This is a genomic window from Streptomyces caeruleatus (assembly GCF_001514235.1).
GTDB lineage: Bacteria > Actinomycetota > Actinomycetes > Streptomycetales > Streptomycetaceae > Streptomyces > Streptomyces caeruleatus.
The window spans coordinates 81,187-102,392 of record NZ_KQ948932.1; the positions used below are offsets into that span (position 1 = coordinate 81,187).

A 21,206-nucleotide genomic window follows, 5' to 3' on the forward strand; every position below is an offset into this window, starting at 1 on the left:
GCTCAACGGCAAGGGCAAGCTGGAGATGGAGCTCACGGTCGAGCGTGGCCGTGGTTACGTCTCCGCCGTGCAGAACAAGCAGGTGGGCCAGGAGATCGGCCGTATCCCGGTCGACTCCATCTACTCGCCGGTTCTGAAGGTCACGTACAAGGTCGAGGCCACGCGTGTCGAGCAGCGCACCGACTTCGACAAGCTGATCGTCGACGTCGAGACCAAGCAGGCCATGCGTCCGCGTGACGCCATGGCGTCGGCCGGTAAGACGCTGGTCGAGCTGTTCGGGCTTGCCCGTGAGCTGAACATCGACGCCGAGGGCATCGACATGGGCCCGTCCCCGACGGACGCCGCCCTTGCCGCTGATCTGGCGCTGCCGATCGAGGAGCTGGAGCTCACCGTTCGGTCGTACAACTGCCTCAAGCGTGAGGGCATCCACTCCGTGGGTGAGCTGGTCGCGCGCTCCGAGGCCGACCTGCTCGACATCCGTAACTTCGGTGCGAAGTCGATCGACGAGGTCAAGGCGAAGCTGGCCGGTATGGGCCTGGCCCTGAAGGACAGCCCGCCCGGATTCGACCCGACCGCGGCTGCGGACGCCTTTGGCGCGGACGACGACGCGGACGCCGGGTTTGTGGAGACCGAGCAGTACTAAGCGCTCCGCGGGGAGGCCGTACTGCGTCTGCGGGCCGGTTGTGGCTGGTCGCGCAGTTCCCCGCGCCCCTTCCGGGAGCGCCCCTTCGGGGCTGCTCCCGGATCTCCGACAGGCGACCGCCTGCTCGGATACTGACCCCGGTACCTGACACGGCCGGGGCAGACACACAGGAGAAAGAAATGCCGAAGCCCACCAAGGGTGCCCGTCTGGGCGGCAGTGCCGCGCACGAGAAGCTGCTTCTCGCGAACCTCGCGAAGGCGCTGTTCGAGCACGGTCGTATCACCACCACCGAGGCGAAGGCCCGTCGTCTGCGGCCGTACGCCGAGCGTCTGGTGACCAAGGCGAAGAAGGGTGACCTTCACAACCGCCGTCAGGTGCTCCAGGTCATCACGGACAAGAGCATCGTCCACACGCTCTTCACCGAGATCGGCCCGCGGTACGAGAACCGTCCCGGTGGCTACACCCGGATCACCAAGATCGGTAACCGTCGTGGCGACAACGCGCCCATGGCTGTCATCGAGCTGGTCGAGGCGCTGACGGTCGCGCAGGAGGCCACGGGCGAGGCCGAGGCCGCCACGAAGCGTGCCGCCAAGGACGCCGAGGTTGCCGAGGTTGCCGAGGCCAAGGTCGACACGGCCAAGGCCGACGAGGTCGAGGACGCTGCCGAGGAGTCCAAGGACGCGTAAGCGTTCTGCCGGGGACTGTTCGTGGGCGGGTGCGGCTTTCGTCGTGGCTGGTCGCGCAGTTCCCCGCGCCCCTAGAAGCAGGGCGTTGGCGGGTCCGTTCCTTTCGAGGAGCGGGCCCGCTTTTGTGTGGGTGAGAGGATCTACGGGTGAGTGACGAAGTGCCGGCCGGATTCGTGCGGGTGCGGCTTGATCTGTCGTACGACGGGGCCGAGTTCTCCGGGTGGGCCAAGCAGGCCGGTGGGCGGCGGACCGTGCAGGGGGAGATCGAGGATGCCCTGCGGACCGTGACGCGGTCGGGCGGGACGACGTATGAGCTGACCGTGGCGGGGCGTACGGATGCCGGGGTGCATGCGCGGGGGCAGGTCGCGCATGTTGATCTGCCGGAGGCGGTTTGGCGTGAGCATCACGAGAAGTTGCTGAAGCGGCTGGCCGGGCGGTTGCCCAAGGATGTGCGGGTGTGGGCGCTGCGGGAGGCGCCGAGTGGGTTCAACGCGCGGTTCTCGGCTGTGTGGCGGCGTTACGCGTATCGCGTCACCGACAATCCCGGAGGCGTCGATCCGTTGCTGCGCGGTCATGTCCTGTGGCACGACTGGCCGTTGGACGTCGACGCCATGAACGAGGCGGCGCAGCGGCTGCTCGGGGAGCATGACTTCGCCGCCTACTGCAAGAAGCGGGAGGGGGCCACGACCATCCGGACGTTGCAGGAGCTGAGTCTGGTGCGGGGGGACGACGGGATCGTCACCGCCACCGTGCGGGCCGACGCCTTCTGCCACAACATGGTGCGGTCGCTCATCGGGGCGTTGCTGTTCGTGGGGGACGGGCATCGGCCGGCGGACTGGCCCGGGAAGGTACTGGCCGCGGGGGTCAGGGACTCGGCCGTGCATGTCGTACGGCCGCATGGGCTGACGTTGGAGGAGGTCGGGTATCCGGCCGACGAGTTGCTGGCCGCGCGGAGCAAGGAGGCGCGGAACAAGCGGTCGTTGCCCGGGGCCGGCTGCTGTTGAGCCGGGCCCCGGGAGACGGGGGTGTGCCGGGTCAGCCGGCCAGGGCCTGCTTGAAGGCCGGCTCCAGGAACGGCACCAGGGACTCGGCGTAGCTGCCGGTCATATGGCTGTTGTCCCAGTAGACGACGTGCCCGCCGATCACCGCGGGGCAGTAGCCGTCGGCGCAGAAGGCGGGGAGTGTGTTGATGACCGTGGCCCCGTACTCCTCGGCGACCTCGCGTTCCAGCTTGCGGAAGTCGGGGAGGTCGACGGCGGTTTCGGCCCTGAGGGTGCATTCGGCGGGGTTGTCGGACTGCTCGGCCAGGCAGTCCGGGACGCTGAAGGTCGGCTTCGGGGTGTCGGTCAGGTAGACCAGCTTCGACCCTGTGGCCCTGAGGGTTTTGAAGGTGTCCTCGGCGCCCTCGCGTACGGTCGTGTACTGGACGCGGTTGGCCACCGCGATGACGTCCGGCTTGAGCTTCTCGATGTAGGCGAGGGCGGTCTTTCGCCACTGGGGGCACTCGGTGTACTCGCGGCCGAGATCCTCGCGCGTGATCTTGTAGACCTCGGGGGAGCAGCCGCTCTTGATGACCGTGACGACCTTGACGTTCAGCTTTCGGCCGAGGGCGTCGAAGGCGTTGCCCCACTGGTAGGCGTGTGAGTCGCCCAGCAGCACCATGGTTCGGTCGGATGTCTTGTCGCCGATGACGCACTCGTCGTACGGGGTGAAGCTGGTGACCAGGAGCTGGTCGATGCAGCCGTGGTCGCCCCGGTCGTCGGGGGACTTCAGCAGTGTGCTCTGGCTGATCCTGGGGTCGTTCCTCTCACGTACCGCCTGTTCGACGGAGTCGGTGCCGGTGAATCCGGTGAGGGCGGCGGCGGTTCCCGCGGTGCCGATGGAGAGGTTGAGCGGTACCTGGAGGGCGACCACCATGGCGATGGCGGAGGTGGCCGTGAGGGTGCCGCCGGTGAGGATGCCTCGCCAGGGGCGGACGACCAGCTTCATGTTCTCCCGGAACCGCTTCTCGACGATGAAGTGCATCGCGATGGCGCAGAGGAAGGAGAGGACCGCGACCCGGAACCGGTCGGAGTAGCCGAACTCCCAGTCGGGCGAACCAGTCCGGCTCCCGGGCGCCGGGCGAGTTGCGGTGCAGTGTCTGCGCGAAGCCCTTGACGGGGCTGCCCGGGTAGGGCTGGTGGAAGGAGAAGCCGACGATGCCCGCCGGGCCGTCGGCGCCCCGCGGCAGAGAGACCTCGGTGCCGTCGGCGCAGTCCGTGTGCCTGCCGGTGGGACGGTACGAGCCGTCGGCCGGCCGGGGCAGGCCCGCCCACACGCCGACCGCCAGGTCCACCGCGTCCTCGGTGTACCCCCACCGCGGCCGGCAGCTCGGCCAGGCGCGGGAGTAGGAGCGGGCCTCGCCCACCGCCCAGCCCGGACGGCCGTAGCCCGGCCCGAGGTCCAGTTCCACGAAGCCCGGCAGCCGGCCGGTGATGTCCCGGGCCTTGCGGTAGTAGTAGCCCGGCTGTTTCGTGCCCCGGTAGTCGCCGTACCCGGGGTTGTACCGCTCGTTGTGCAGCTCGACGTGCTGCCCGATCACCGTGCGGCTCGGGCGGCCGCGGCGGGCGTCGTTCTCCAGGCCGGCCAGCAGGGCGTACACCCGGCGGGCGGCGACGGTCGCCTTCGGGTCCCGGGTCCGCAGGTCGGTGGGCACGAGCGCGGACCCGCCCGGTTCGTCGTCCGTCTCCTCCGGCCAGGCCCACATGCCCAGCGGCGCCAGCAGCGCGGCACCCGCTGCCGCACCGAGCAGCCCGATCCGGCCTCGCATCCGCACAGCCCCCGCCCCTCCCCGCCGCGTTCGTGCGGAGATTGTCCCCCGCCCGGGGGCGGGGGGGGGGCTCAGGTGAGGCCGGGTGTCACTCGCCGGCCGCTGCCGACGCCTGGATCTCGCCGCGCCTGCGGATCTGACGGAAGGTGAAGTCCTCCAGGGTCTCGCCGACCTGGAGGGCTTCGGTGTCCTTGTCCGTCATGTCCTTTCCGGTGGTGAAGCCGGTGAGGGTGAAGTAGGCGTAACGGCCGTAGGAGTTCGCGGTCACGAGGCAGAAGGCGGACGTGCAGAAGTCCTTGATGCCCTTGCCGGGGAGCGTCCTGACGAGGTCCGTGTCGGTGTTGACCTTGCCCTTGACCTTGGTGGCCTGCGCCGCGCTGTCGAAGACCGCCACGCCGACCGTCACCGCCACGTCGTCCTTCATGTACGAGACGCGCATGAAACTGGTGCACTTGTTGTCGGAGAGGATCTTCGGCAGACCGCCCTTGGTGGCCGCGGAGCAGTTCTTCGTGTCGTCCGTCGCGCCCTTCTTGTACACCGTGTCGCTGCCCACGGTCAGCTGGGTGCCCGGGAAGAGTCTCTCCGCGCTGAGCGGGGCGGTGTCCTTGCTCTTGCTGGAGATGAAGTCCTTCGGGTTCAGCGGCGGCGGAGCGCTGGTCGACGCGAACGACGGGGCGGTGGTCTGGGTCGGCAGGCCTGAGCTGCCCGGGACGCCGGAATTCGGCTTGTTCGCGGCCGGGTTGCCGTCGTTCGCCGACACCACGGCCACGGCGACCGCGGCACCGATCGCGACGGTGGCCAGTGCGCCGCCGCCGATGAAGAGCAGCCGACGCCGTTTGTTGCGCGTCTCGGACGCCTCGGCGAGTGCGGCCCAGTCCGGCGTCTCGTCGGCGCCGCTGTTCCACGGCTGCTGGGAATGCGGTTTCCAGGGATCCCACTGGGACTGGGGTCCCCCCTGCTGCCCGTAGCTCATGGGGCGCATCTTAGACGGACCGAGGGTGTGCCGGTCCGCCCCAAGAGGCGCACCCCCACCTAGCGTTCACACGGTGAGCGAGCGCAAAAGCGACATCTCCGGGTGGTTGGTACGACGGGCGACGTGGCATCTGTGGGGGGCGCTCGGGGTGGTGCTGGGCGCTCTTGTGGCGCGTACGGCCCGGATGACCTCGGACGGAGGGATGGACAACGCCATCGTCGTGCGGGCGGCGCGGGTGTGGTGGGCCGGGGGTTCGCCGTATGACGACTCCCACTTCCTCTATTTGCCGAGCGCGGTGCTGGCGGCGGCGCCTCAGATGCTGCTGCCGCGGGGTGTGCTGTGCGTGCTGGTGCCGTTGGTGGTGACCGGGTGTCTGGTCGGGGGCTGGGTGTGTGCCGTTCGTCTCCACGGCGTCCCGTTGCGCAGTCGCTTCGCCGCGCTCGGGCTGCTCGGCCTCGCGGTCGGGTTCGCGCCGTTCGCCCACCTCGTCCTGTTGGGGAACTGGACGGCGACGGCCGCGCTCGCCCTTCCGCTGGGGTTGCTGCTGGCCGGGCGGGGGCGGTGGGTGGCCGCGGGGGCGGTGATCGGGGCGGCGGTCGCGCTGAAGCCGTTGCTGGCGCCGGTGGCGCTGGTGTTCGTGTTCGCGGGGCGCTGGCGGGGGCTGGGGGCGCTGGTCGGGGTGCCGGTGGTGGCGTCGGCGGGCGCGGCGTTGTTGCTGCCGGATCCGTCGGGGTTCTTCACCCGGACCCTGCCGTTCCTGCTGAGCGGGGACGACGGGTTCGTACGGCTCTATGAGGCGTCGCCCGGTGCGGTACTGCCGCGGGTGGGGGTGCCGGGGGCGTTGGCCGGGGGGATCGGGGTGGTGCTCGCCGGGGTGGGGGTGGGGTGTGCGTGGTGGCGGTGGCGGCGGGGGGACGGTGGGGCCGTGCGGCTCGCGGAGACGGCGGCGATGGTGATGCTCTCGGCGTTCCTGGTGGCCAGGCCCTCGTACGACCACTATCTGCTCGTCGTCGTGCCGCTGCTGGTGGCGGGGTTGCCGTGTGCGGGGGCGGTGGCCCGGGGGCCGTGGTTCTGGCTGGCGCTGGTGCCGCAGCTGCCCGGTGTGAGCTGGCCGTATCTGGAGACGGTCCAGCGGCGGGCGTTCCGGGACGCGGTGACGCTGTGTGCGGCGGCGGTGACGTTGGCCGCGCACTGCCGACGAGGTCTTTCCTCGCCCCCGCCGCCCCTGCCCGTCCCGTCCTCCAGGGGCTCCGCCCCTTCGACCCCGCCCGGGACTGCGCCCCTGGACCCCGCCGAGGGCTCCGCCCTCAAGCACCCGGCCCCGAGCCGGTCGGCCAGGAGGCGGCGCCGGGCGGCGTCGGAGGCGCCCGGGGCGGGGGAGTGAGCGCCGGTGCCGCGTCGAGCGCGCCGTGCGTCGCACGCAGTGAGGGCGGCGCCGAGGTCGGCGCCACCGTCGCCGAGCGACCGCGTCCGGCTCAGGTGCTCCCGGTGCCGGGGCGGCTTCCGGTGCCGGATCGCGGGCGGGGTGTTTATCCTGGTCGGTGGACAGCAGGGCAGTCGTCGTCACGCCATTTTGACCCGGCCGAGGCGCCGCAGGTATCCTGCATGTTCGTTGTGTATTGGCTTGCTCATTCTCACGGGACGGGCCCTTACACCGGTCCACCGGGCCGATGACCAGCGACCCCACGTACGCGGTATGCGTCGCCGCAGTGCGGTCCAGGCTGTCGTGATCGTTTCGGTGACCTGTTCAGGACCATTCACTCGAAGCGAAGGCTACGAACCGTGCGTACGTACAGCCCCAAGCCCGGCGATGTGACGCGCCAGTGGCACGTCATCGACGCTCAGGACGTTGTCCTGGGCCGTCTCGCCAGCACCGCCGCCTCCATCCTGCGGGGCAAGCACAAGCCGATCTACGCGCCCCACGTCGACACCGGTGACTTCGTCATCATCATCAACGCCGACAAGGTGCACCTGTCCGGCAACAAGCGGACCCAGAAGATGGCGTACCGCCACTCCGGCTACCCGGGTGGTCTGCGCTCCGTCCGTTACGACGAGCTCCTCGACAAGAACCCTGAGAAGGCGATCGAGAAGGCCGTCAAGGGCATGCTTCCCAAGAACACGCTGGGCCGTCAGATGCTCTCGAAGCTGAAGGTCTACAAGGGTGACCAGCACCCGCACGGCGCGCAGCAGCCGCAGCCGTACGAGATCACCCAGGTCGCGCAGTAAGTCCGGCCACCCCCTAAGCCTGAAGAGAATCTGAGGAGAATCGTGGCCGAGACCACTGCCGAGCAGCCGATCGAAGAGACCGAGCTCGTCGACATCGACAGCTACACCACCGAGTCCGAGGTTCCGGTGGAGGGTGAGTACACCTCCGAGTCCCTCGCCTCGCGCTTCGGTGAGCCCCAGCCCGCCGCCGGCCTGGGTCGTCGCAAGAACGCCATCGCGCGCGTTCGCATCGTGCCGGGTTCCGGCAAGTGGAAGATCAACGGGCGGACGCTCGAGGACTACTTCCCGAACAAGGTGCACCAGCAGGAGGTCAACGAGCCGTTCAAGGTTCTTGAGCTCGAGGGTCGCTACGACGTCATCGCCCGCATCGCCGGTGGCGGTGTCTCCGGCCAGGCCGGTGCGCTCCGTCTCGGTGTCGCCCGTGCGCTGAACGAGGCCGACGTCGACAACAACCGCGGCGCGCTGAAGAAGGCCGGCTTCCTCAAGCGCGACGACCGTGCGGTCGAGCGCAAGAAGGCCGGTCTGAAGAAGGCCCGCAAGGCCCCGCAGTACAGCAAGCGCTAAGCGCGGGCTGCCTCTGCACGTACTCCGGTACGCCGAGTACTCCGAACGCCCCGGCGGCACGCCACAGTGCCACCGGGGCGTTCGTTTTATCACCGGCCTCGGGCGTATAACGGCACAAGACGTTCAAAGGCTTGTGTGATCCGATACCCCGGGCATGGAATGCCGGGAAGCGGGAGCCGCCGGCCGCAGACCGCGGGCCGGGTCCGCTTCCGGATCTGAAGTTTCCTCAGGAGGACAAGTGGGACGACTCTTCGGCACGGACGGCGTGCGCGGCGTCGCCAACGCGGATCTGACGGCCGAGATGGCGCTCGGTCTGTCCGTGGCGGCCGCGCACGTACTGGCCGAGGCGGGCACCTTCGAGGGCCACCGGCCCACAGCGGTGGTCGGACGGGATCCGCGTGCGTCCGGGGAGTTCCTGGAGGCCGCCGTGGTGGCCGGTCTGGCGAGTGCGGGCGTCGACGTGCTGCGGGTCGGCGTGCTGCCGACGCCCGCGGTGGCGTTCCTGACCGGCTCGCTCGGCGCCGACCTCGGCGTCATGCTCTCCGCCAGCCACAACGCCATGCCCGACAACGGCATCAAGTTCTTCGCCCGCGGCGGCCACAAGCTCGCCGACGAGCTGGAGGACCGTATCGAGACCGTCTACGACGAGCACCGCCACGGTGAGCCGTGGCAGCGGCCGACGGGTGCGGCGGTCGGGCGGGTGCGGTCGTACGGCGAGGGGTTCGAGGAGTACGTCGCCCATCTGCTTGGCGTGCTGCCCAACCGGCTGGACGGGCTGAAGATCGTCCTCGACGAGGCGCACGGCGCCGCGGCCGGTGTGTCGCCGGAGGCGTTCAAGCGGGCCGGTGCCGAGGTCGTGACCATCGGTGCCGAGCCGGACGGGCTCAACATCAACGACGGGTGCGGGTCCACGCATCTGGAGAAGCTGAAGGCCGCCGTCGTCGAGCACGGTGCCGCTCTCGGGATCGCGCACGACGGTGACGCCGACCGCTGCCTCGCCGTGGACCACACCGGCGACGAGGTGGACGGCGACCAGATCCTCGCCGTGCTCGCGCTGGACATGCGGGAGCGGTCCGTGCTGCGCTCCGAGACGGTCGTGGCGACCGTCATGTCCAACCTCGGCTTCAAGCTGGCGCTGGAGCGCGAGGGGCTGAAGCTGGTGCAGACCGCCGTGGGTGACCGGTATGTGCTGGAGGAGATGAAGCAGCACGGGTACGCCCTCGGCGGCGAGCAGTCCGGGCATGTGATCATCCTCGATCACGCGACGACCGGTGACGGCACGCTGACCGGGCTGCTGCTGGCCGCTCGGGTCGCGCAGACCGGGCGTACGCTGCGGGAGCTTGCGGCTGTGATGGAGCGGTTGCCTCAGGTGCTGATCAATGTGCCGGACGTGGACCGGTCCCGGGTCGGGGACTCGGCCGACCTTGCGGCTGCCGTTGGCGAGGCTGAGCGGGAACTCGGGGCTACGGGGCGGGTGTTGTTGCGGCCGTCCGGGACTGAGCCGTTGGTGCGGGTGATGGTTGAGGCCGCGGATATTGATCAGGCGCGGTCTGTTGCCGGGCGGTTGGCTGATGTGGTGAAGTCCGCGCTGGGGTAGTGGAGCGTGCCGGGTAGGGGTGGGGGGTTTCCGTGGCGTTGCGGGCTGCGGGCTCGTCGTGGCTTGTCGCGCCCACGCGGCGGAGCCGCACATCGATACAGCCCCGCGCCCCTAAGGGGCGTTGCCCCTCGGGCGTTTCCCCCAGAGCCATTTCTGGGCCAGTAGGGTCAGGGCGCCGGCCAGGACGATGCCGAGCAGGTTCAGCAGGAGCTGTTCTGTGGAGCCCCAGGTCTGCTTTGTGTCGCCGTAGCTGAGGGCCACCGCCGCGTTGGCGGCTGCCGGGACCGTGGTGACCGAGATGGCGACGCCGACCAGGGCGCCGGACTTGGCGGACGTGAGGGACAGGGTGCCGGCGATGCCGGCCAGGACCGCCACGATGAACGAGAAGGCGTCGGGGGCGTAGACGAAGGCGGTGCTCGGGCGGTCGGCCTTCAGCTGTTCCTTCGAGAACAGGTCCAGCGTGTCCATGAACGAGCTGAAGCCGACCGTCACCGCCATGGCGACGGCGAAACCGACGACGAGCGCGATCAGCGACCGCAGGGCGAGCCGGGGTGCCCGCTGGACGAGGGCCGTGCTGAGGCCGGCGAGCGGGCCGAACTCCGGGCCGACCGCCATCGCGCCGACGATCAGGATCGCGTTGTCGAGCACGACACCGCAGGCCGCGATCATCGTGGCGAGCGTGAGGAAGGCGAGGTACGTCGCGGAGAGCGTCGACTCCTCGTGCGTCGCGTCGGCCAGGTGCTCCCACAGCACCGCGTCGGCGCCTTCGCCGGGGGCCTCCGCCTCGGCCTTGTCGGCTCGCTTGGACAGTGACAGGTCGATGTTCTCCACGGCGATGGAGCCGCGCTCCTGGATGCCCAACTCCTGGAGGTCGGTGAGGAGTTCGTCGCCCGCCTCACGCGCCACGTCGCACAGCACCAGGTCCCCGACGGGGTTGCGGGCTGCGCCGGGCAGGACGGCGACATGGGCCGTCCCCACCGTCTTCTCGATGAGGCGGACCACGTCGTCGGTCTTGTCGGACGGTGTGATCAGGCGCAGGTGCAGCATGGCGGCAGCGTAGCCGTCACAGCTTGCGCAGGCTCAGGCGCTGCACCTTGTGGTCTGGGCCCTTGCGGACGACCAGGGTGGCCCGGCCCCGGGTGGGCGCGATGTTCTCCACCAGGTTGGGCTTGTTGATGGTGCGCCACATCGTGCGGGCGTAGTCGAGGGCCTCCTCCTCGGACACCTGGGTGTACTTGCGGAAGTACGAGGACGGGTTCTGGAAGGCGGTCTCGCGCAGCCGCTTGAAGCGGTTGAGGTACCACTGCTCGATGTCCTCGGTGCGCGCGTCGACGTACACGCTGAAGTCGAAGTAGTCGGCGAGGCCGACCCGGGTGCGGCCGTCCTTGCCGGGGAGGGCGGGCTGGAGGACGTTCAGGCCCTCGACGATCAGGATGTCGGGGCGGCGGACCGTGAGCTTCTGGTCCGGGACGATGTCGTAGATCAGGTGGGAGTAGACGGGGGCCGTGACCTCGTCCTTGCCCGCCTTGATGTCGGCGACGAAGCGGGTCAGCGCGCGGCGGTCGAAGGACTCGGGGAAACCTTTCCGCGACATCAGGCCGCGGGCTTGTAGCTCCTTGGTCGGCAGCAGGAAGCCGTCCGTGGTCACCAGCTCGACGCGTGGGTGCTCGGGCCAGCGGGAGAGCAGGGCCTGGAGGAGGCGGGCGACCGTGGACTTGCCCACGGCGACCGAGCCGGCGACCCCTATGACGAACGGGGTGCCGGACTGGGAGCCCTGTTCGCCGAGGAAGGTGTTCAGGGCGCCGCGCAGGCCGTCGGTGGCGCCCACGTAGAGGTTCAGGAGGCGGGAGAGCGGGAGGTAGATGTCCCGTACCTCGTCGAGGTCGATGACATCGCCGAGACCGCGCAGCTTCTCGACCTCCTCCGCGGTGAGCGGCAGCGGGGTCTTGTCGCGCAGCGCGCTCCACTCCGAGCGGGTGAGGTCGACGTAGGGAGTCGCCTCCGGCCTGGGCCGGTGGGCGCTCCGGGGCATCGAGGAGACCGGAGAGATCACAGTCCATTGTTACGGGAGTACGAACGGACGGTGAGGTGGGATCCGTCACCCCGCGACCTTTTGGAGAAAGATACGGCGATCGGAAGGAAGGGGGGCAAGGGGGAGCCAGAGGGAGCCAGGGGGAGCAAAGGGGGCAATGGAGGGCAAGGCTGGGCAAGTGGGGAATGTCAGTGGCGTGCGTCACAGTTGTGGGAGAGGTGGGCCCGGGCCGGGTCCACGACCTCGAGGGGTGACGAGGGGTGACCATGACGACGTATGCGATCGAGGCGCAAGGCCTGGTCAAGCGGTTCAAGGACACCGAGGCGCTGGCCGGGGTCGATCTGAGGGCCCGTAGAGGCACGGTGCTCGGACTGCTGGGGCCCAACGGCGCGGGGAAGACGACCGCGGTGCGGATCTTCGCGACGTTGCTGCGGCCCGACGGGGGCAGGGCGCGGGTGGCCGGGCACGACGTGGTCCGGGACGCCGGGGTCGTGCGCGCCATGGTCGGGCTGACCGGGCAGTACGCGGCGGTGGACGAGAACCTGACCGGCACGGAGAACCTGCTGCTCATCGGCCGGCTGCTCGGTCTGTCCCGGCGGGACGCCAGGGCGAGGGCCCGTGAGCTGCTGGAGCGCTTCCAGTTGACGGACGCGGCCGGGCGGGCCACGAAGACGTACTCGGGCGGAATGCGCAGACGTCTGGACCTCGCCGCCAGCCTCGTGGGCCGGCCCAGCATCCTCTTCCTCGACGAGCCGACGACCGGCCTCGACCCGCACAGCCGCGGTGAGCTGTGGGACCTGCTGCGGGGGCTGGTGGCGGACGGGGCGACGGCGCTGCTGACCACGCAGTATCTGAACGAGGCCGATGTGCTCGCCGACGACATCGTGGTGATCGACAAGGGGCGGGTGATCGCCGAGGGCACCCCGGACCAGCTGAAGTCGCAGGTCGGAGGGCAGGTGCTGGAGCTGCGGCCGGTCGCGGAACGGGATCTCGCGCGGGCGCACGTGCTGGTGGCCGCGGCCGCGGGGCCTCAGGCCCGGATCGAGGGCGAGACGGTCACCGCCCCGGTGAAGGACCCCGAGTTGATGCCGGCCGTAGTGCGCACCCTCGACCGGGAGGGGATCGCGGTGGGCGAGCTCGCGCTGCGCCGCTCCTCGCTCGACGAGGTCTTCCTCGCCCTGACCGGCCACCGCGCCGAACCGGGCGAGCCGGAGGGCAACGGCGGTGCCGCCGTCCGGGAAGGGGACGACGCTCAGGTGCGGGAGGCCGAGCTGCGGAAGGCGGTGACGCGGCCATGACCGCCACCGCCACGACCATCACGGCCCCGGTCACCAAGTCGGGCCGCGTCCGACCGCTCGACGGGCTCCGGCAGACCTTCACGATGGCCTGGCGGAGCCTGGTCGCGGTCAAGCACAACCCGCTGGAGCTGGTCGACTACAGCATCACGCCCATCATGTTCGTGTTCCTCTTCACGTATGTGCTGGGCGGGCAGATGGCCGGGTCGCCCGAGGCGTACCTGAAGTACGCGTTGCCCGGGATCATCGTCCAGAACACCCTGTTCATGACCATGTACACGGCCATGGCGCTCAACACCGACCTCACCAAGGGCGTCTTCGACCGCCTGCGCAGCCTGCCGATAGCCCGCTCCGCCCCGCTCATCGGCCGCATCACCGCGGACCTCGCCAAGCACGTCTGGGCGATGCTTCTGATGATCGGCCTCGGCCTGCTGCTCGGCTTCCGGATCACCGGGGGACTGGACGGGCTGGTGCTCGGGATGCTGCTGGTGGTCGTCTTCGCCGCGGCGGTGTCGTGGAGCGCGGTGCTCATCGGGATGCTCGCCGGGGACGCGGAGAAGGTGCAGGCGTTCGCCTTCACGATCATCTTCCCGATCACCTTCACCAGCAGCGCCTTCGTGATGGTCGACACCATGCCGGGGTGGCTCCAGGCGTGGAGCGACGTCAATCCGGTGACGCATCTGTCGGACGCGTTCCGGGGGCTGTTGCTGGGTGGGGCTGTGGCGGAGCCGGTGCTGTGGTCGTTGGTGTGGGCCGCGGGGATAGCGATGGTCTTCTATCCGGTGGCCATGCGGGCCTATCGGGCGAAGACGTGAGATGACCTGCGGGGGCGTGCGGACCAGGTGCTCGGACCAGGTGCTAGTACCTCGGCGGGAATTTCCGAATTCGGGCAGGCGGCGCGGTGTTCGGGGGCGAACTCGGTGACGTCCGGACCGTAGGCTGCCGCGCATGTGCGGAATCGTGGGATACGTGGGGTCGCAGTCGGCGCTGGAGATTGTCACGGCCGGACTGAAGCGGCTGGAGTACCGGGGGTACGACTCGGCGGGCGTCGCCGTCCTGGCGGACGGGGGGCTGGCGGCGGCGAAGAAGGCGGGGAAGCTCGTCAACCTGGAGAAGGAGCTGACGGAGCGGCCGCTGCCGACGGGGAGTACGGGGATCGGGCATACGCGGTGGGCCACTCACGGCGGGCCCACCGACGCCAACGCTCATCCGCATCTCGACAACGCCGGGCGGGTCGCCGTCGTGCACAACGGGATCATCGAGAACTTCGCCGCGTTGCGGGCGGAGTTGGAGGAGCGGGGGCATGAGCTGGCCTCCGAGACGGACACCGAGGTGGTCGCGCACCTGCTGGCCGAGGAGTTCTCGGTGACCGCCGATCTCGCCGAGGCCATGCGGCTCGTGTGCCGGCGGCTCGAAGGGGCCTTCACGCTGGTCGCCGTGCATGCCGACGACCCCGATGTGGTCGTGGGCGCGCGGCGGAACTCGCCGCTCGTGGTGGGCGTTGGTGAGGGTGAGGCCTTTCTCGCCTCGGACGTCGCCGCGTTCATCGCCCATACGCGGTCGGCGATCGAGCTGGGTCAGGACCAGGTCGTCGAGCTGCGGCGGGACGGGGTGACCGTCACAGGGTTCGACGGGCGGCCGGCCGAGGTGCGGTCGTATCGCGTCGACTGGGATGCCGCCGCCGCGGAAAAGGGGGGCTATGACTACTTCATGCTCAAGGAGATCGCCGAGCAGCCCAAGGCTGTCGCCGATACCTTGCTGGGGCGCATCGACGCCGCCGGCTCCCTGACGCTGGACGAGGTCCGGATCAGCGCCTCCGAGCTGCGGGAGGTCGACAAGGTCGTCATCGTCGCCTGCGGTACGGCCTTCCACGCCGGGTTGATCGCCAAGTACGCCATCGAGCACTGGACGCGGATTCCGTGCGAGGTGGAGCTGGCGAGTGAGTTCCGGTACCGGGATCCGATCCTCGATCAGCAGACCCTCGTCATCGCCATCTCCCAGTCCGGCGAGACCATGGACACGCTCATGGCGCTACGGCACGCCCGTGAGCAGGGTGCCCGGGTGCTGGCGATCTGCAACACCAACGGGTCGACCATTCCGCGGGAGTCGGACGCGGTGCTGTACACCCATGCCGGGCCCGAGGTCGCCGTCGCCTCGACGAAGGCGTTTCTGACGCAGTTGGTGGCCTGCTACCTGGTCGCCTTGTACCTGGGGCAGGTGCGGGGCACGAAATGGGGCGACGAGATCCACGCCGTGATCCGGGACCTCGCGCACATCGGCGGTGACGTCGAGCGGGTCCTGGAGACCATGGAGCCGGTACGGGAGCTCGCGCGCAGCCTCGTCCACAAGAACACGGTGCTCTTCCTCGGGCGGCATGTGGGGTATCCGGTGGCGCTGGAGGGCGCGCTGAAGCTGAAGGAACTCGCCTATATGCATGCCGAGGGGTTTGCGGCGGGGGAGTTGAAGCACGGGCCCATCGCCCTGATCGAGGACGATCTTCCGGTGGTCGTGGTCGTGCCCTCGCCCCGGGGACGGTCCGTTCTGCACGACAAGATCGTGTCCAACATGCAGGAGATCCGGGCTCGGGGCGCCCGGACCATCGTGATCGCCGAGGAGGGGGACGAGGCGGTGGTGCCGTACGCGGACCACCTGATCCGGATCCCGGCCACGCCGACGCTGCTTCAGCCGTTGGTGGCCACGGTGCCGTTGCAGGTGTTCGCGTGTGAGCTGGCCACCGCCCGGGGGAACGAGGTGGACCAGCCTCGGAACCTGGCGAAGTCGGTGACGGTGGAGTAGCGCGTCGCCGGTGGGGTCAGACCTGTTCGAGCGGGCGGTGCGGTTCGTCCGGGAGCTTCACGGTGATCGTGTCACCGGGACGCACCGCGCCGCCCACCTCGACGACGCTCATGATCCCTGCCTTGCGCACGATGTTCCCCGCCTCGTCGCGGCCGACGACCTGCTTCAGCAGGCCCTGCTGGAAGGCGTCGATCTGCAGGCAGGGGTTGCGCAGGCCCGTGACCTGCACGACCGCCTCGTCGCCGATGTGCAGCAGCGTCCCGGTCGGCAGGGCGAGCAGGTCGATGCCGTTGGTGGTGATGTTCTCCCCGAGCTCACCGGGCCTGACGGCGAAGCCGTCCTTGCCGACCTCGGTGAACAGTTCCTCGTGAATGAGGTGGACCTGACGCAGGTTCGGCTGTGTGGGGTCCTGTGCGACACGGGAGCGGTGCTTGACGGTGACGCCGGCGTGCACGTCTCCCTCGACGCCGAGGCCGGCCAACAGGGTGATGCCGGGGCGGTTGGGCTTGGTGAAGGAGTAGTCGTTGTTGCTGCTGACTGCGGTTACCTTGGCGTTCATTCGGCGTGGGGTCCCTGGGTGGTGTGTTTAAGGGCGGTGATGAACGGGGTGAAGGCGGTTCGGGGGAAGGTGAGGGTTGCCCTGGCCGGGGTCTTTGAGTCGCGGACGGCGACGTGGGTGTTCGAGTTCGCGATCTCTACGCAATTGTTGCCGTCATCCGGACCTGAGTAGGACGACTTCCGCCAGTTGTCCATGGGGTGCCTCACAGTTCCTTCGTCAGACGGTTGATGAAGTCACGCGACTGTTCAGGGTCCAGTGATACCGCTTCTACTTTACGGAAGCGCGTTCGAAAGACATTGAGCTGTGCTTCGGAATCGATGAAGGCTGAGCCATGGGGTACGTCACGTACCACCGTGTCCAGTTTGGGAACGGTGCCGCCTGCGTACGACATGGTGTCGGCTGCCCGAGAGAAGCCGTCCAGGTCGAAGGGGATCACGCGCAAGGTGATGTTGTCCGCCTCGGAGAGTTCCAGGAGCTTGGTGAGTTGAGCTCGGGAGGTCGCGCGGTCGCTGACCCTGATGCGCAGGGCCGACTCGTGGATCACCAACTTGTACGGTCGGGTGATCTGCTGACGCCTCAATCGGTGGTGTACGCGCAAATCGAGTTCATCGTGTGTGAGTTCGGGGACTCTTCCGGAGAGGACGGCGCGGGCGTAGCCCTCGGTCTGCAGCAAGCCCGGTACGTAGAGGATCGCTACTTCGTGCAGGAACGTGGCGTGGTGATCCAGTTCGGCGAGATCCAGGAACGAGGTCGGCAGCAGGCCGCGGTACTCCTCCCACCAGCCGCGCGTTCGGTCCGTGGCCATGCCGACCAACGCGTTGACGAACTCTTCATCCGTGCACGCGTAGTGGGATGCGAGGCGACGCAAGCGCTGTTCACTCACCCCTGTGGCCCCGGATTCGATCTGGCTGATCTGGACTCGATTCAGACCAAGGAGCCTTGCTGCCTCGACAGCGTTGAGTCCTGCCGCCTCTCGAAGCCTCCGTAGCTCCACGCCCAGCCGCACCTGACGCGCGGTCGGTTCGCGCCTCTGGACCATCAGTTGCTCCCTGGTTCAACGCGGCTGCCCGTACGGCTCGTTCGGGGTCAGATTACGGGATCGGCTTGCCCGGGGTTACATGTAACCCATACTGTCAGTGACGCAACGTACACGCAGCGGAAGCGCACCGTTCCGTCCTGCCATGACGGCCGCGGCAATGACACCGCACGCCTAACTCCCCTCCACCCGAACGGAGTTCACTCATGCCCGAAACCGAACCCTGGGAGTACACGCTCTATATCCCGAACGACGTCCGAGCCGTCACCGTCTCCCGCCGCACCCTCCGGCTCATCCTCACCATGCACGGCCTCATCGACCTCGCCGACACCGCCGAACTCCTCGCCACCGAGCTGGTAGCCAACGCCGTACTCCACACCAAGGGCCCCGCCGCCCTGCGTGTGCGCTGGTCGGCCGGTGTGCTGCGGATTGGGGCGTGGGACGCGAACCCCGAACCGCCGGAGCCGCCACGGGAGTTGGCCGCGCTCGGGGAGGCTGAGGAGGGGCGGGGGCTGGCGCTGGTCCGGGCCTGTTCCGATCTGTGGGGGTGGCAGCCGCTGACCAGGAACGGCAACCGGGGTAAGTACGTGTGGTGCGAGCTGATCTCGGCGGCCTGAACGTTTTCTCGCTGCTCGAAAGAGTGAACGTATCCCGATCATCTGGATCTTCTGTCCATCACGGCATCAAGGTTGCGCACATGGTCACATCAGCTCACGAGGGCATGCACCGCATCTTTCAGGAGCGGCCAGAGATTCTGGCTCCCGTGTTCGGGGTGCTGGGCGTCCCGTTATCGGCCAAGGCGACGGTGGATGCTGTCACCGCGGACGTGACGGAGACCCGGCCGCTGGAGCGGCGTGTGGACACCGTGCTGCGCGTCGGGCCGTCTGACGGCGAGGACTTTCTGCTTGCCATCGAAGCGCAGTCGGGCAAGGTCGAAGGCAAGGAGTGGAGTTGGGCGTATTACATCGGCTACCTCCAGGCGAAGTACAAGCTGCCCGTACTGCTTCTCGTCGTCTGTCAGAACAGGGCGACTGCCAAGTGGGCCGCCGGTCCCTTCGACTGCGGTACGCGCGGTTGGACGGCTCTGCGGACGTATCCCCTGGTCGCCGGGCCGGACAACCTGCCGGTGATCACCGACGTCAGGACCGTGGCGAAGAATCTCCCGTTGGCCGTGCTCTCCGCCCTGGCACACGCCCGTAGCCGCCAAGGCAACGCCATACTGGAGGCCATTGGCATCGCCCTCCAGGAACTCCTGGAAACCGATCCTGCCACCGCCAAGTACTTCTTCGACTTCCTCGAAGTCACCCTGGGCAAGACTCCAGCCGGAGAGAAATGGAAGGCAATCATGTCGACGTTCGTCAGCTACTTCCCCGGCCGGGGGACGGTTCGTGAGACGGCCTACCTGGAAGGCAAGGCTGAGGGCAAGGCTGAGGGCAAGGCTGAGGCGATCCTGTCCGTGCTTGAGGCGCGTGGCGTCCCCGTACCGGACAGCGTGCGGGAGCGCATCTCCTCGTGCACTGATCTCGATGCCCTCACGCTCTGGTTCGACCGCTCTCTGACAGCTGCCGCCGTCGAGGACCTGTTCGCCGAGGACAAGGGCCTTCCACGGGCCGAACCCGGAAAGGCCTGAGCCCTGGGACAGGTGCCCAGGCCCCCCAGGCCCCCGCCTCCCCGTCCCCTCACCCCCGCACATCCCGCCAAGCCCCCCCAATCCCCTCCGCCACATCATGCGCCCCCACCGGCGCCCCGTCCGCCGTGAACCTCGCCGAGAGGCCGTGGAGATACGCCGCCACGCTTGCCGCGTCCAGCGTCGTCAGGCCCGCTGCCAGCAGCGATCCCGCCAGACCCGAAAGCACGTCACCGCTGCCGGCCGTGGCCAGCCAGCCGGTTCCCGTCGGGTTGACCCGGACCGCGCCCCCACCCCCCGCGTCCGCCACCAGCGTCGTCGACCCCTTCAGCAGCACCGTCGCCGCATACCGCGCCGCCAACTCCCGTACCGAAGCCAGCCGAGCCGCCTCGACCTCCTCCCGCGCGACCCCGAGCAGGGCCGCCGCCTCCCCGGCGTGCGGGGTCATCAGGGTCGGTGCCGTACGGTCCCGTACGGCCGCCGGGTCCGCCAGTCGTAGCCCGTCCGCGTCCAGCAGTACCGGTACGTCCGTCGCCAGCACCTCCGCGACCGTCGCCGCGTCGTCCCCGGCGCCCGGGCCGACCACCCAGGCCTGCACGCGCCCCGCCTTCCTCGGGCCCCCGTCCGACACCAGCGTCTCGGGGAACCGGGCGATCACCGCGTCCCCGGCCGGACCGACGTACCGTACGGCGCCGGCCCCGCCCCGCAGTGCCCCCGCGACCGCCAGCACCGCCGCGCCCGGGTAGCGGGCCGAGCCCGCGGCGATACCGACGACGCCTCGCCGGTACTTGTCCGTCTCCGCGGCCGGCAGGGGCAACAGCCGGGCCACGTCCGCGTGTTGCAGTGCCTCCAGCTCCACCGCGTCGTTCGGGAGCGCCAGGCCGATGTCCACCAGGCGCACCACACCGGCGTACTCCCGCGCCGGATCGATCAGCAGGCCGGGCTTGTGGGTGCCGAAGGTGACGGTGAGGTCGGCCCGCAGTGCCGTGCCGCGTACCTCGCCCGTCTCGACGTCCACGCCGCTGGGCAGGTCGACGGCGACCACGGCAGCGCCGGACCGCTCGGCCGCCGCGGCCAGCGGGGCCGCTTCCGGGCGCAGCCCGCCCTTGCCGCCGATCCCGACGATGCCGTCGACGACCAGATCCGCGCGCTCGATCAACGCCTCGGCCCCGGTGACCCCCACCGCCCGGCCGCCCGCCCGGCGCAGCGCCGCGAGGCCTGAGGCGTGCGCCCGTTCGGGCGTCAGCAGGATCGCCGTGACTCCCGCGCCGCGCCTGGCCAGTCGGGCCCCGGCGTAGAGGGCGTCGCCGCCGTTGTCGCCGCTGCCGACCAGCAGGGCGATCCGGCGGCCGTACACCCGGCCCAGCAGATCCGCGCAGGCCGCGGCGAGTCCGGCCGCCGCCCGCTGCATCAGCGTCCCGTCCGGAAGCCGCGCCATCAGCTCCCGTTCGGCCGCCCTTACCGTCTCCACGCTGTACGCAGTCCGCATGCGTTCGAGTCTCCCGCACCGGCCCGAACACGTCGCATCCATTGACGCTTTGCCGTGCCTTTGCCAAACTCGCCGGCCCCCACATGGTGAATCGATTCAGTCGATCCGTTCGATGCGAGCGGACCTCGACGCGATCGGTTTGATGAGAGGACCCCCATGGGACGCAGAGCCTCCCTCCTCGCCGCTGTCGGCGCCACCGCTCTCCTCACCGTCGTAGGCACCCTGACCGGTCCCGCGCCGCAGGCCGCGGCCGCCGCCTGCGGTGAAGGCTCCTACCAGGCCGAGGCCGTACTGAACGGCAGCACCTGGACCGCCCGGCGCGGCGGCAGCACCGTCTACACCGGTGGTGACATGCGGGCCGCCGTCCAGGCCGCCGTGAACAGCCTGACCTCCGGGCGTACCGCCAAGGAGCGGGTGGTGGTGCGGGGTTCGGGATCGATGTCCGCCGGGTCGCGGATCTCCCTGCCCAGCTACACCGCGCTCGACGTCTGCGGCACCATCGACGTCACCGGGAGCGGGTCCGGCGACCAGGCGCCCGTCTACTCGCGCGGCACGTTCTGCGTGTCCGAGAGCGGCGGGGCCGTCATCGACCGGGTGACCCTCACCAACACCGGGAACAACTCGGTGCTGATCGAGAACTGCTACAACGTCAACCTCGCCGCCCAGAGCGGCAGCATCACCGGCGGCGGCGAGCTGCGGCTGGCGGCGCGGTCGGAGTTCCCGAACAACCGGGACATCACCGTCCAGAACCTGACCGTGACCAACTCGGCGATCAGGGAGAGCCCCTGCGGTGAGAACACGACCTTCCGGAACATCACGCGGGTGAACAGCAGCCAGTCCATCTGCTGACGCCGGCGGGGCGCGGGGCGCGGGG

General features: G+C 69.4%; 22 protein-coding genes. 14 read left to right on the forward strand and 8 right to left on the reverse strand.

What is annotated here, in order from left to right; translation table 11 throughout:
• The 3 genes from AQJ67_RS26250 to truA form a co-directional block, all read left to right on the forward strand.
• A partial coding sequence (locus AQJ67_RS26250; RefSeq protein WP_167366226.1) for a DNA-directed RNA polymerase subunit alpha occupies positions 1 to 643 on the forward strand: 643 nt, incomplete at its 5' end.
• 179 nt (positions 644 to 822) lie between these two features.
• Positions 823 to 1,329, forward strand: a complete 507-nt coding sequence (gene rplQ, locus AQJ67_RS26255) for a 50S ribosomal protein L17 (protein WP_062721751.1) — start codon at positions 823 to 825, stop codon at positions 1,327 to 1,329.
• A 146-nt stretch (positions 1,330 to 1,475) separates the two neighbouring features.
• Positions 1,476 to 2,333 carry a tRNA pseudouridine(38-40) synthase TruA gene (gene truA / locus AQJ67_RS26260; protein ID WP_062721753.1) on the forward strand — a complete coding sequence of 286 codons (858 nt, stop codon included), beginning with the start codon at positions 1,476 to 1,478 and terminating at the stop codon, positions 2,331 to 2,333.
• 31 nt (positions 2,334 to 2,364) lie between these two features.
• Here truA and AQJ67_RS26265 read toward each other — a convergent pair whose 3' ends face one another.
• Positions 2,365 to 3,354, reverse strand: a complete 990-nt coding sequence (locus AQJ67_RS26265; protein ID WP_062721756.1) for an SGNH hydrolase domain-containing protein — start codon at positions 3,352 to 3,354, stop codon at positions 2,365 to 2,367.
• 173 nt (positions 3,355 to 3,527) lie between these two features.
• Between AQJ67_RS26265 and AQJ67_RS26270 the strand changes: the two genes are divergently transcribed.
• Complete coding sequence (locus tag AQJ67_RS26270) at positions 3,528 to 3,719, forward strand: hypothetical protein (protein ID WP_062721758.1); 192 nt, start codon at positions 3,528 to 3,530, stop codon at positions 3,717 to 3,719.
• Positions 3,720 to 4,226: 507 nt separating this feature from the next.
• Here the strand turns inward: AQJ67_RS26270 and AQJ67_RS26275 are convergent.
• Positions 4,227 to 5,111, reverse strand: a complete 885-nt coding sequence (locus AQJ67_RS26275; RefSeq protein ID WP_062721760.1) for a hypothetical protein — start codon at positions 5,109 to 5,111, stop codon at positions 4,227 to 4,229.
• A gap of 73 nt (positions 5,112 to 5,184) precedes the next feature.
• Here AQJ67_RS26275 and AQJ67_RS26280 point away from each other — a divergent pair, with 73 nt between their 5' ends.
• From AQJ67_RS26280 to glmM, 4 genes are all read left to right on the forward strand, one after another.
• Complete coding sequence (locus tag AQJ67_RS26280; RefSeq protein WP_244190606.1) at positions 5,185 to 6,495, forward strand: glycosyltransferase 87 family protein; 1,311 nt, start codon at positions 5,185 to 5,187, stop codon at positions 6,493 to 6,495.
• A 398-nt stretch (positions 6,496 to 6,893) separates the two neighbouring features.
• Positions 6,894 to 7,337: a 50S ribosomal protein L13 gene (gene rplM, locus AQJ67_RS26285; protein WP_030046395.1), complete on the forward strand. Its 444-nt coding sequence runs from the start codon at positions 6,894 to 6,896 to the stop codon at positions 7,335 to 7,337.
• A 42-nt stretch (positions 7,338 to 7,379) separates the two neighbouring features.
• Entirely contained in the window at positions 7,380 to 7,901 is a 522-nt protein-coding gene (gene rpsI / locus AQJ67_RS26290) for a 30S ribosomal protein S9 (protein WP_062721762.1), read from the forward strand.
• Between the two features lie 238 nt (positions 7,902 to 8,139).
• Positions 8,140 to 9,498, forward strand: a complete 1,359-nt coding sequence (gene glmM / locus AQJ67_RS26295; protein WP_062721764.1) for a phosphoglucosamine mutase — start codon at positions 8,140 to 8,142, stop codon at positions 9,496 to 9,498.
• A 111-nt stretch (positions 9,499 to 9,609) separates the two neighbouring features.
• On the opposite strand, the gene AQJ67_RS26300 is transcribed toward glmM, so the two are convergent.
• Positions 9,610 to 10,545: a DUF389 domain-containing protein gene (locus AQJ67_RS26300; protein WP_062721766.1), complete on the reverse strand. Its 936-nt coding sequence runs from the start codon at positions 10,543 to 10,545 to the stop codon at positions 9,610 to 9,612.
• A 16-nt stretch (positions 10,546 to 10,561) separates the two neighbouring features.
• Positions 10,562 to 11,530 carry a type I pantothenate kinase gene (coaA, locus tag AQJ67_RS26305; RefSeq protein WP_062721768.1) on the reverse strand — a complete coding sequence of 323 codons (969 nt, stop codon included), beginning with the start codon at positions 11,528 to 11,530 and terminating at the stop codon, positions 10,562 to 10,564.
• Between the two features lie 266 nt (positions 11,531 to 11,796).
• Here coaA and AQJ67_RS26310 point away from each other — a divergent pair, with 266 nt between their 5' ends.
• From AQJ67_RS26310 to glmS, 3 genes are all read left to right on the forward strand, one after another.
• Positions 11,797 to 12,828 carry an ATP-binding cassette domain-containing protein gene (locus AQJ67_RS26310; RefSeq protein ID WP_062721770.1) on the forward strand — a complete coding sequence of 344 codons (1,032 nt, stop codon included), beginning with the start codon at positions 11,797 to 11,799 and terminating at the stop codon, positions 12,826 to 12,828.
• Positions 12,825 to 13,640, forward strand: coding sequence for an ABC transporter permease (locus tag AQJ67_RS26315; RefSeq protein WP_062721771.1), 816 nt, complete (start codon positions 12,825 to 12,827; stop codon positions 13,638 to 13,640). Before AQJ67_RS26310 ends, AQJ67_RS26315 begins: the two co-directional genes overlap by 4 nt.
• Before the next feature lie 133 nt (positions 13,641 to 13,773).
• Positions 13,774 to 15,621: a glutamine--fructose-6-phosphate transaminase (isomerizing) gene (gene glmS, locus AQJ67_RS26320; RefSeq protein WP_062721772.1), complete on the forward strand. Its 1,848-nt coding sequence runs from the start codon at positions 13,774 to 13,776 to the stop codon at positions 15,619 to 15,621.
• Between the two features lie 16 nt (positions 15,622 to 15,637).
• On the opposite strand, the gene AQJ67_RS26325 is transcribed toward glmS, so the two are convergent.
• The 3 genes from AQJ67_RS26325 to AQJ67_RS26335 are packed head-to-tail and all read right to left on the reverse strand — an operon-like array spanning position 15,638 to position 17,219.
• The gene (locus AQJ67_RS26325; protein WP_062721773.1) at positions 15,638 to 16,180 is read right to left on the reverse strand and encodes an MOSC domain-containing protein; all 543 of its coding nucleotides are present in this window, start codon (positions 16,178 to 16,180) and stop codon (positions 15,638 to 15,640) included.
• Positions 16,177 to 16,374 carry a DUF397 domain-containing protein gene (locus AQJ67_RS26330; RefSeq protein WP_062721774.1) on the reverse strand — a complete coding sequence of 66 codons (198 nt, stop codon included), beginning with the start codon at positions 16,372 to 16,374 and terminating at the stop codon, positions 16,177 to 16,179. The genes AQJ67_RS26325 and AQJ67_RS26330 overlap by 4 nt, the downstream gene beginning before the upstream one ends.
• Positions 16,375 to 16,382: 8 nt before the next feature.
• Entirely contained in the window at positions 16,383 to 17,219 is an 837-nt protein-coding gene (locus tag AQJ67_RS26335) for a helix-turn-helix domain-containing protein (protein ID WP_062721775.1), read from the reverse strand.
• A gap of 203 nt (positions 17,220 to 17,422) precedes the next feature.
• Here AQJ67_RS26335 and AQJ67_RS26340 point away from each other — a divergent pair, with 203 nt between their 5' ends.
• Positions 17,423 to 17,833 (forward strand): ATP-binding protein, encoded by a 411-nt coding sequence (locus AQJ67_RS26340; protein ID WP_062721776.1) that lies wholly within the window; start codon positions 17,423 to 17,425, stop codon positions 17,831 to 17,833.
• A 104-nt stretch (positions 17,834 to 17,937) separates the two neighbouring features.
• Positions 17,938 to 18,846: an RpnC/YadD family protein gene (locus AQJ67_RS26345; RefSeq protein WP_079056180.1), complete on the forward strand. Its 909-nt coding sequence runs from the start codon at positions 17,938 to 17,940 to the stop codon at positions 18,844 to 18,846.
• A 49-nt stretch (positions 18,847 to 18,895) separates the two neighbouring features.
• Here AQJ67_RS26345 and AQJ67_RS26350 read toward each other — a convergent pair whose 3' ends face one another.
• Positions 18,896 to 20,332 carry a bifunctional ADP-dependent NAD(P)H-hydrate dehydratase/NAD(P)H-hydrate epimerase gene (locus tag AQJ67_RS26350; RefSeq protein ID WP_062721778.1) on the reverse strand — a complete coding sequence of 479 codons (1,437 nt, stop codon included), beginning with the start codon at positions 20,330 to 20,332 and terminating at the stop codon, positions 18,896 to 18,898.
• A 156-nt stretch (positions 20,333 to 20,488) separates the two neighbouring features.
• On the opposite strand from AQJ67_RS26350, the gene AQJ67_RS26355 reads away from it, so the two are divergent.
• On the forward strand, positions 20,489 to 21,181 hold the full coding sequence (locus AQJ67_RS26355; RefSeq protein WP_062721779.1) for a hypothetical protein: 693 nt from the start codon (positions 20,489 to 20,491) through the stop codon (positions 21,179 to 21,181).
• Positions 21,182 to 21,206: the final 25 nt, after the last annotated feature.

Bases quoted from the DNA above. Each gene is read 5' to 3' on its own strand.
- rplQ (WP_062721751.1), top strand. From the start codon at position 823: ATGCCGAAGCCCACCAAGGGTGCCCGTCTGGGCGGCAGTGCCGCGCAC.
- AQJ67_RS26265 (WP_062721756.1), bottom strand. From the start codon at position 3,354: ATGCACTTCATCGTCGAGAAGCGGTTCCGGGAGAACATGAAGCTGGTC.
- AQJ67_RS26270 (WP_062721758.1), top strand. From the start codon at position 3,528: ATGCCCGCCGGGCCGTCGGCGCCCCGCGGCAGAGAGACCTCGGTGCCG.
- AQJ67_RS26275 (WP_062721760.1), bottom strand. From the start codon at position 5,111: ATGAGCTACGGGCAGCAGGGGGGACCCCAGTCCCAGTGGGATCCCTGG.
- AQJ67_RS26300 (WP_062721766.1), bottom strand. From the start codon at position 10,545: ATGCTGCACCTGCGCCTGATCACACCGTCCGACAAGACCGACGACGTG.
- coaA (WP_062721768.1), bottom strand. From the start codon at position 11,530: ATGCCCCGGAGCGCCCACCGGCCCAGGCCGGAGGCGACTCCCTACGTC.
- AQJ67_RS26310 (WP_062721770.1), top strand. From the start codon at position 11,797: ATGACGACGTATGCGATCGAGGCGCAAGGCCTGGTCAAGCGGTTCAAG.
- AQJ67_RS26315 (WP_062721771.1), top strand. From the start codon at position 12,825: ATGACCGCCACCGCCACGACCATCACGGCCCCGGTCACCAAGTCGGGC.
- glmS (WP_062721772.1), top strand. From the start codon at position 13,774: ATGTGCGGAATCGTGGGATACGTGGGGTCGCAGTCGGCGCTGGAGATT.
- AQJ67_RS26325 (WP_062721773.1), bottom strand. From the start codon at position 16,180: ATGAACGCCAAGGTAACCGCAGTCAGCAGCAACAACGACTACTCCTTC.
- AQJ67_RS26330 (WP_062721774.1), bottom strand. From the start codon at position 16,374: ATGGACAACTGGCGGAAGTCGTCCTACTCAGGTCCGGATGACGGCAAC.
- AQJ67_RS26335 (WP_062721775.1), bottom strand. From the start codon at position 17,219: ATGGTCCAGAGGCGCGAACCGACCGCGCGTCAGGTGCGGCTGGGCGTG.
- AQJ67_RS26340 (WP_062721776.1), top strand. From the start codon at position 17,423: ATGCCCGAAACCGAACCCTGGGAGTACACGCTCTATATCCCGAACGAC.
- AQJ67_RS26345 (WP_079056180.1), top strand. From the start codon at position 17,938: ATGCACCGCATCTTTCAGGAGCGGCCAGAGATTCTGGCTCCCGTGTTC.
- AQJ67_RS26350 (WP_062721778.1), bottom strand. From the start codon at position 20,332: ATGCGGACTGCGTACAGCGTGGAGACGGTAAGGGCGGCCGAACGGGAG.
- AQJ67_RS26355 (WP_062721779.1), top strand. From the start codon at position 20,489: ATGGGACGCAGAGCCTCCCTCCTCGCCGCTGTCGGCGCCACCGCTCTC.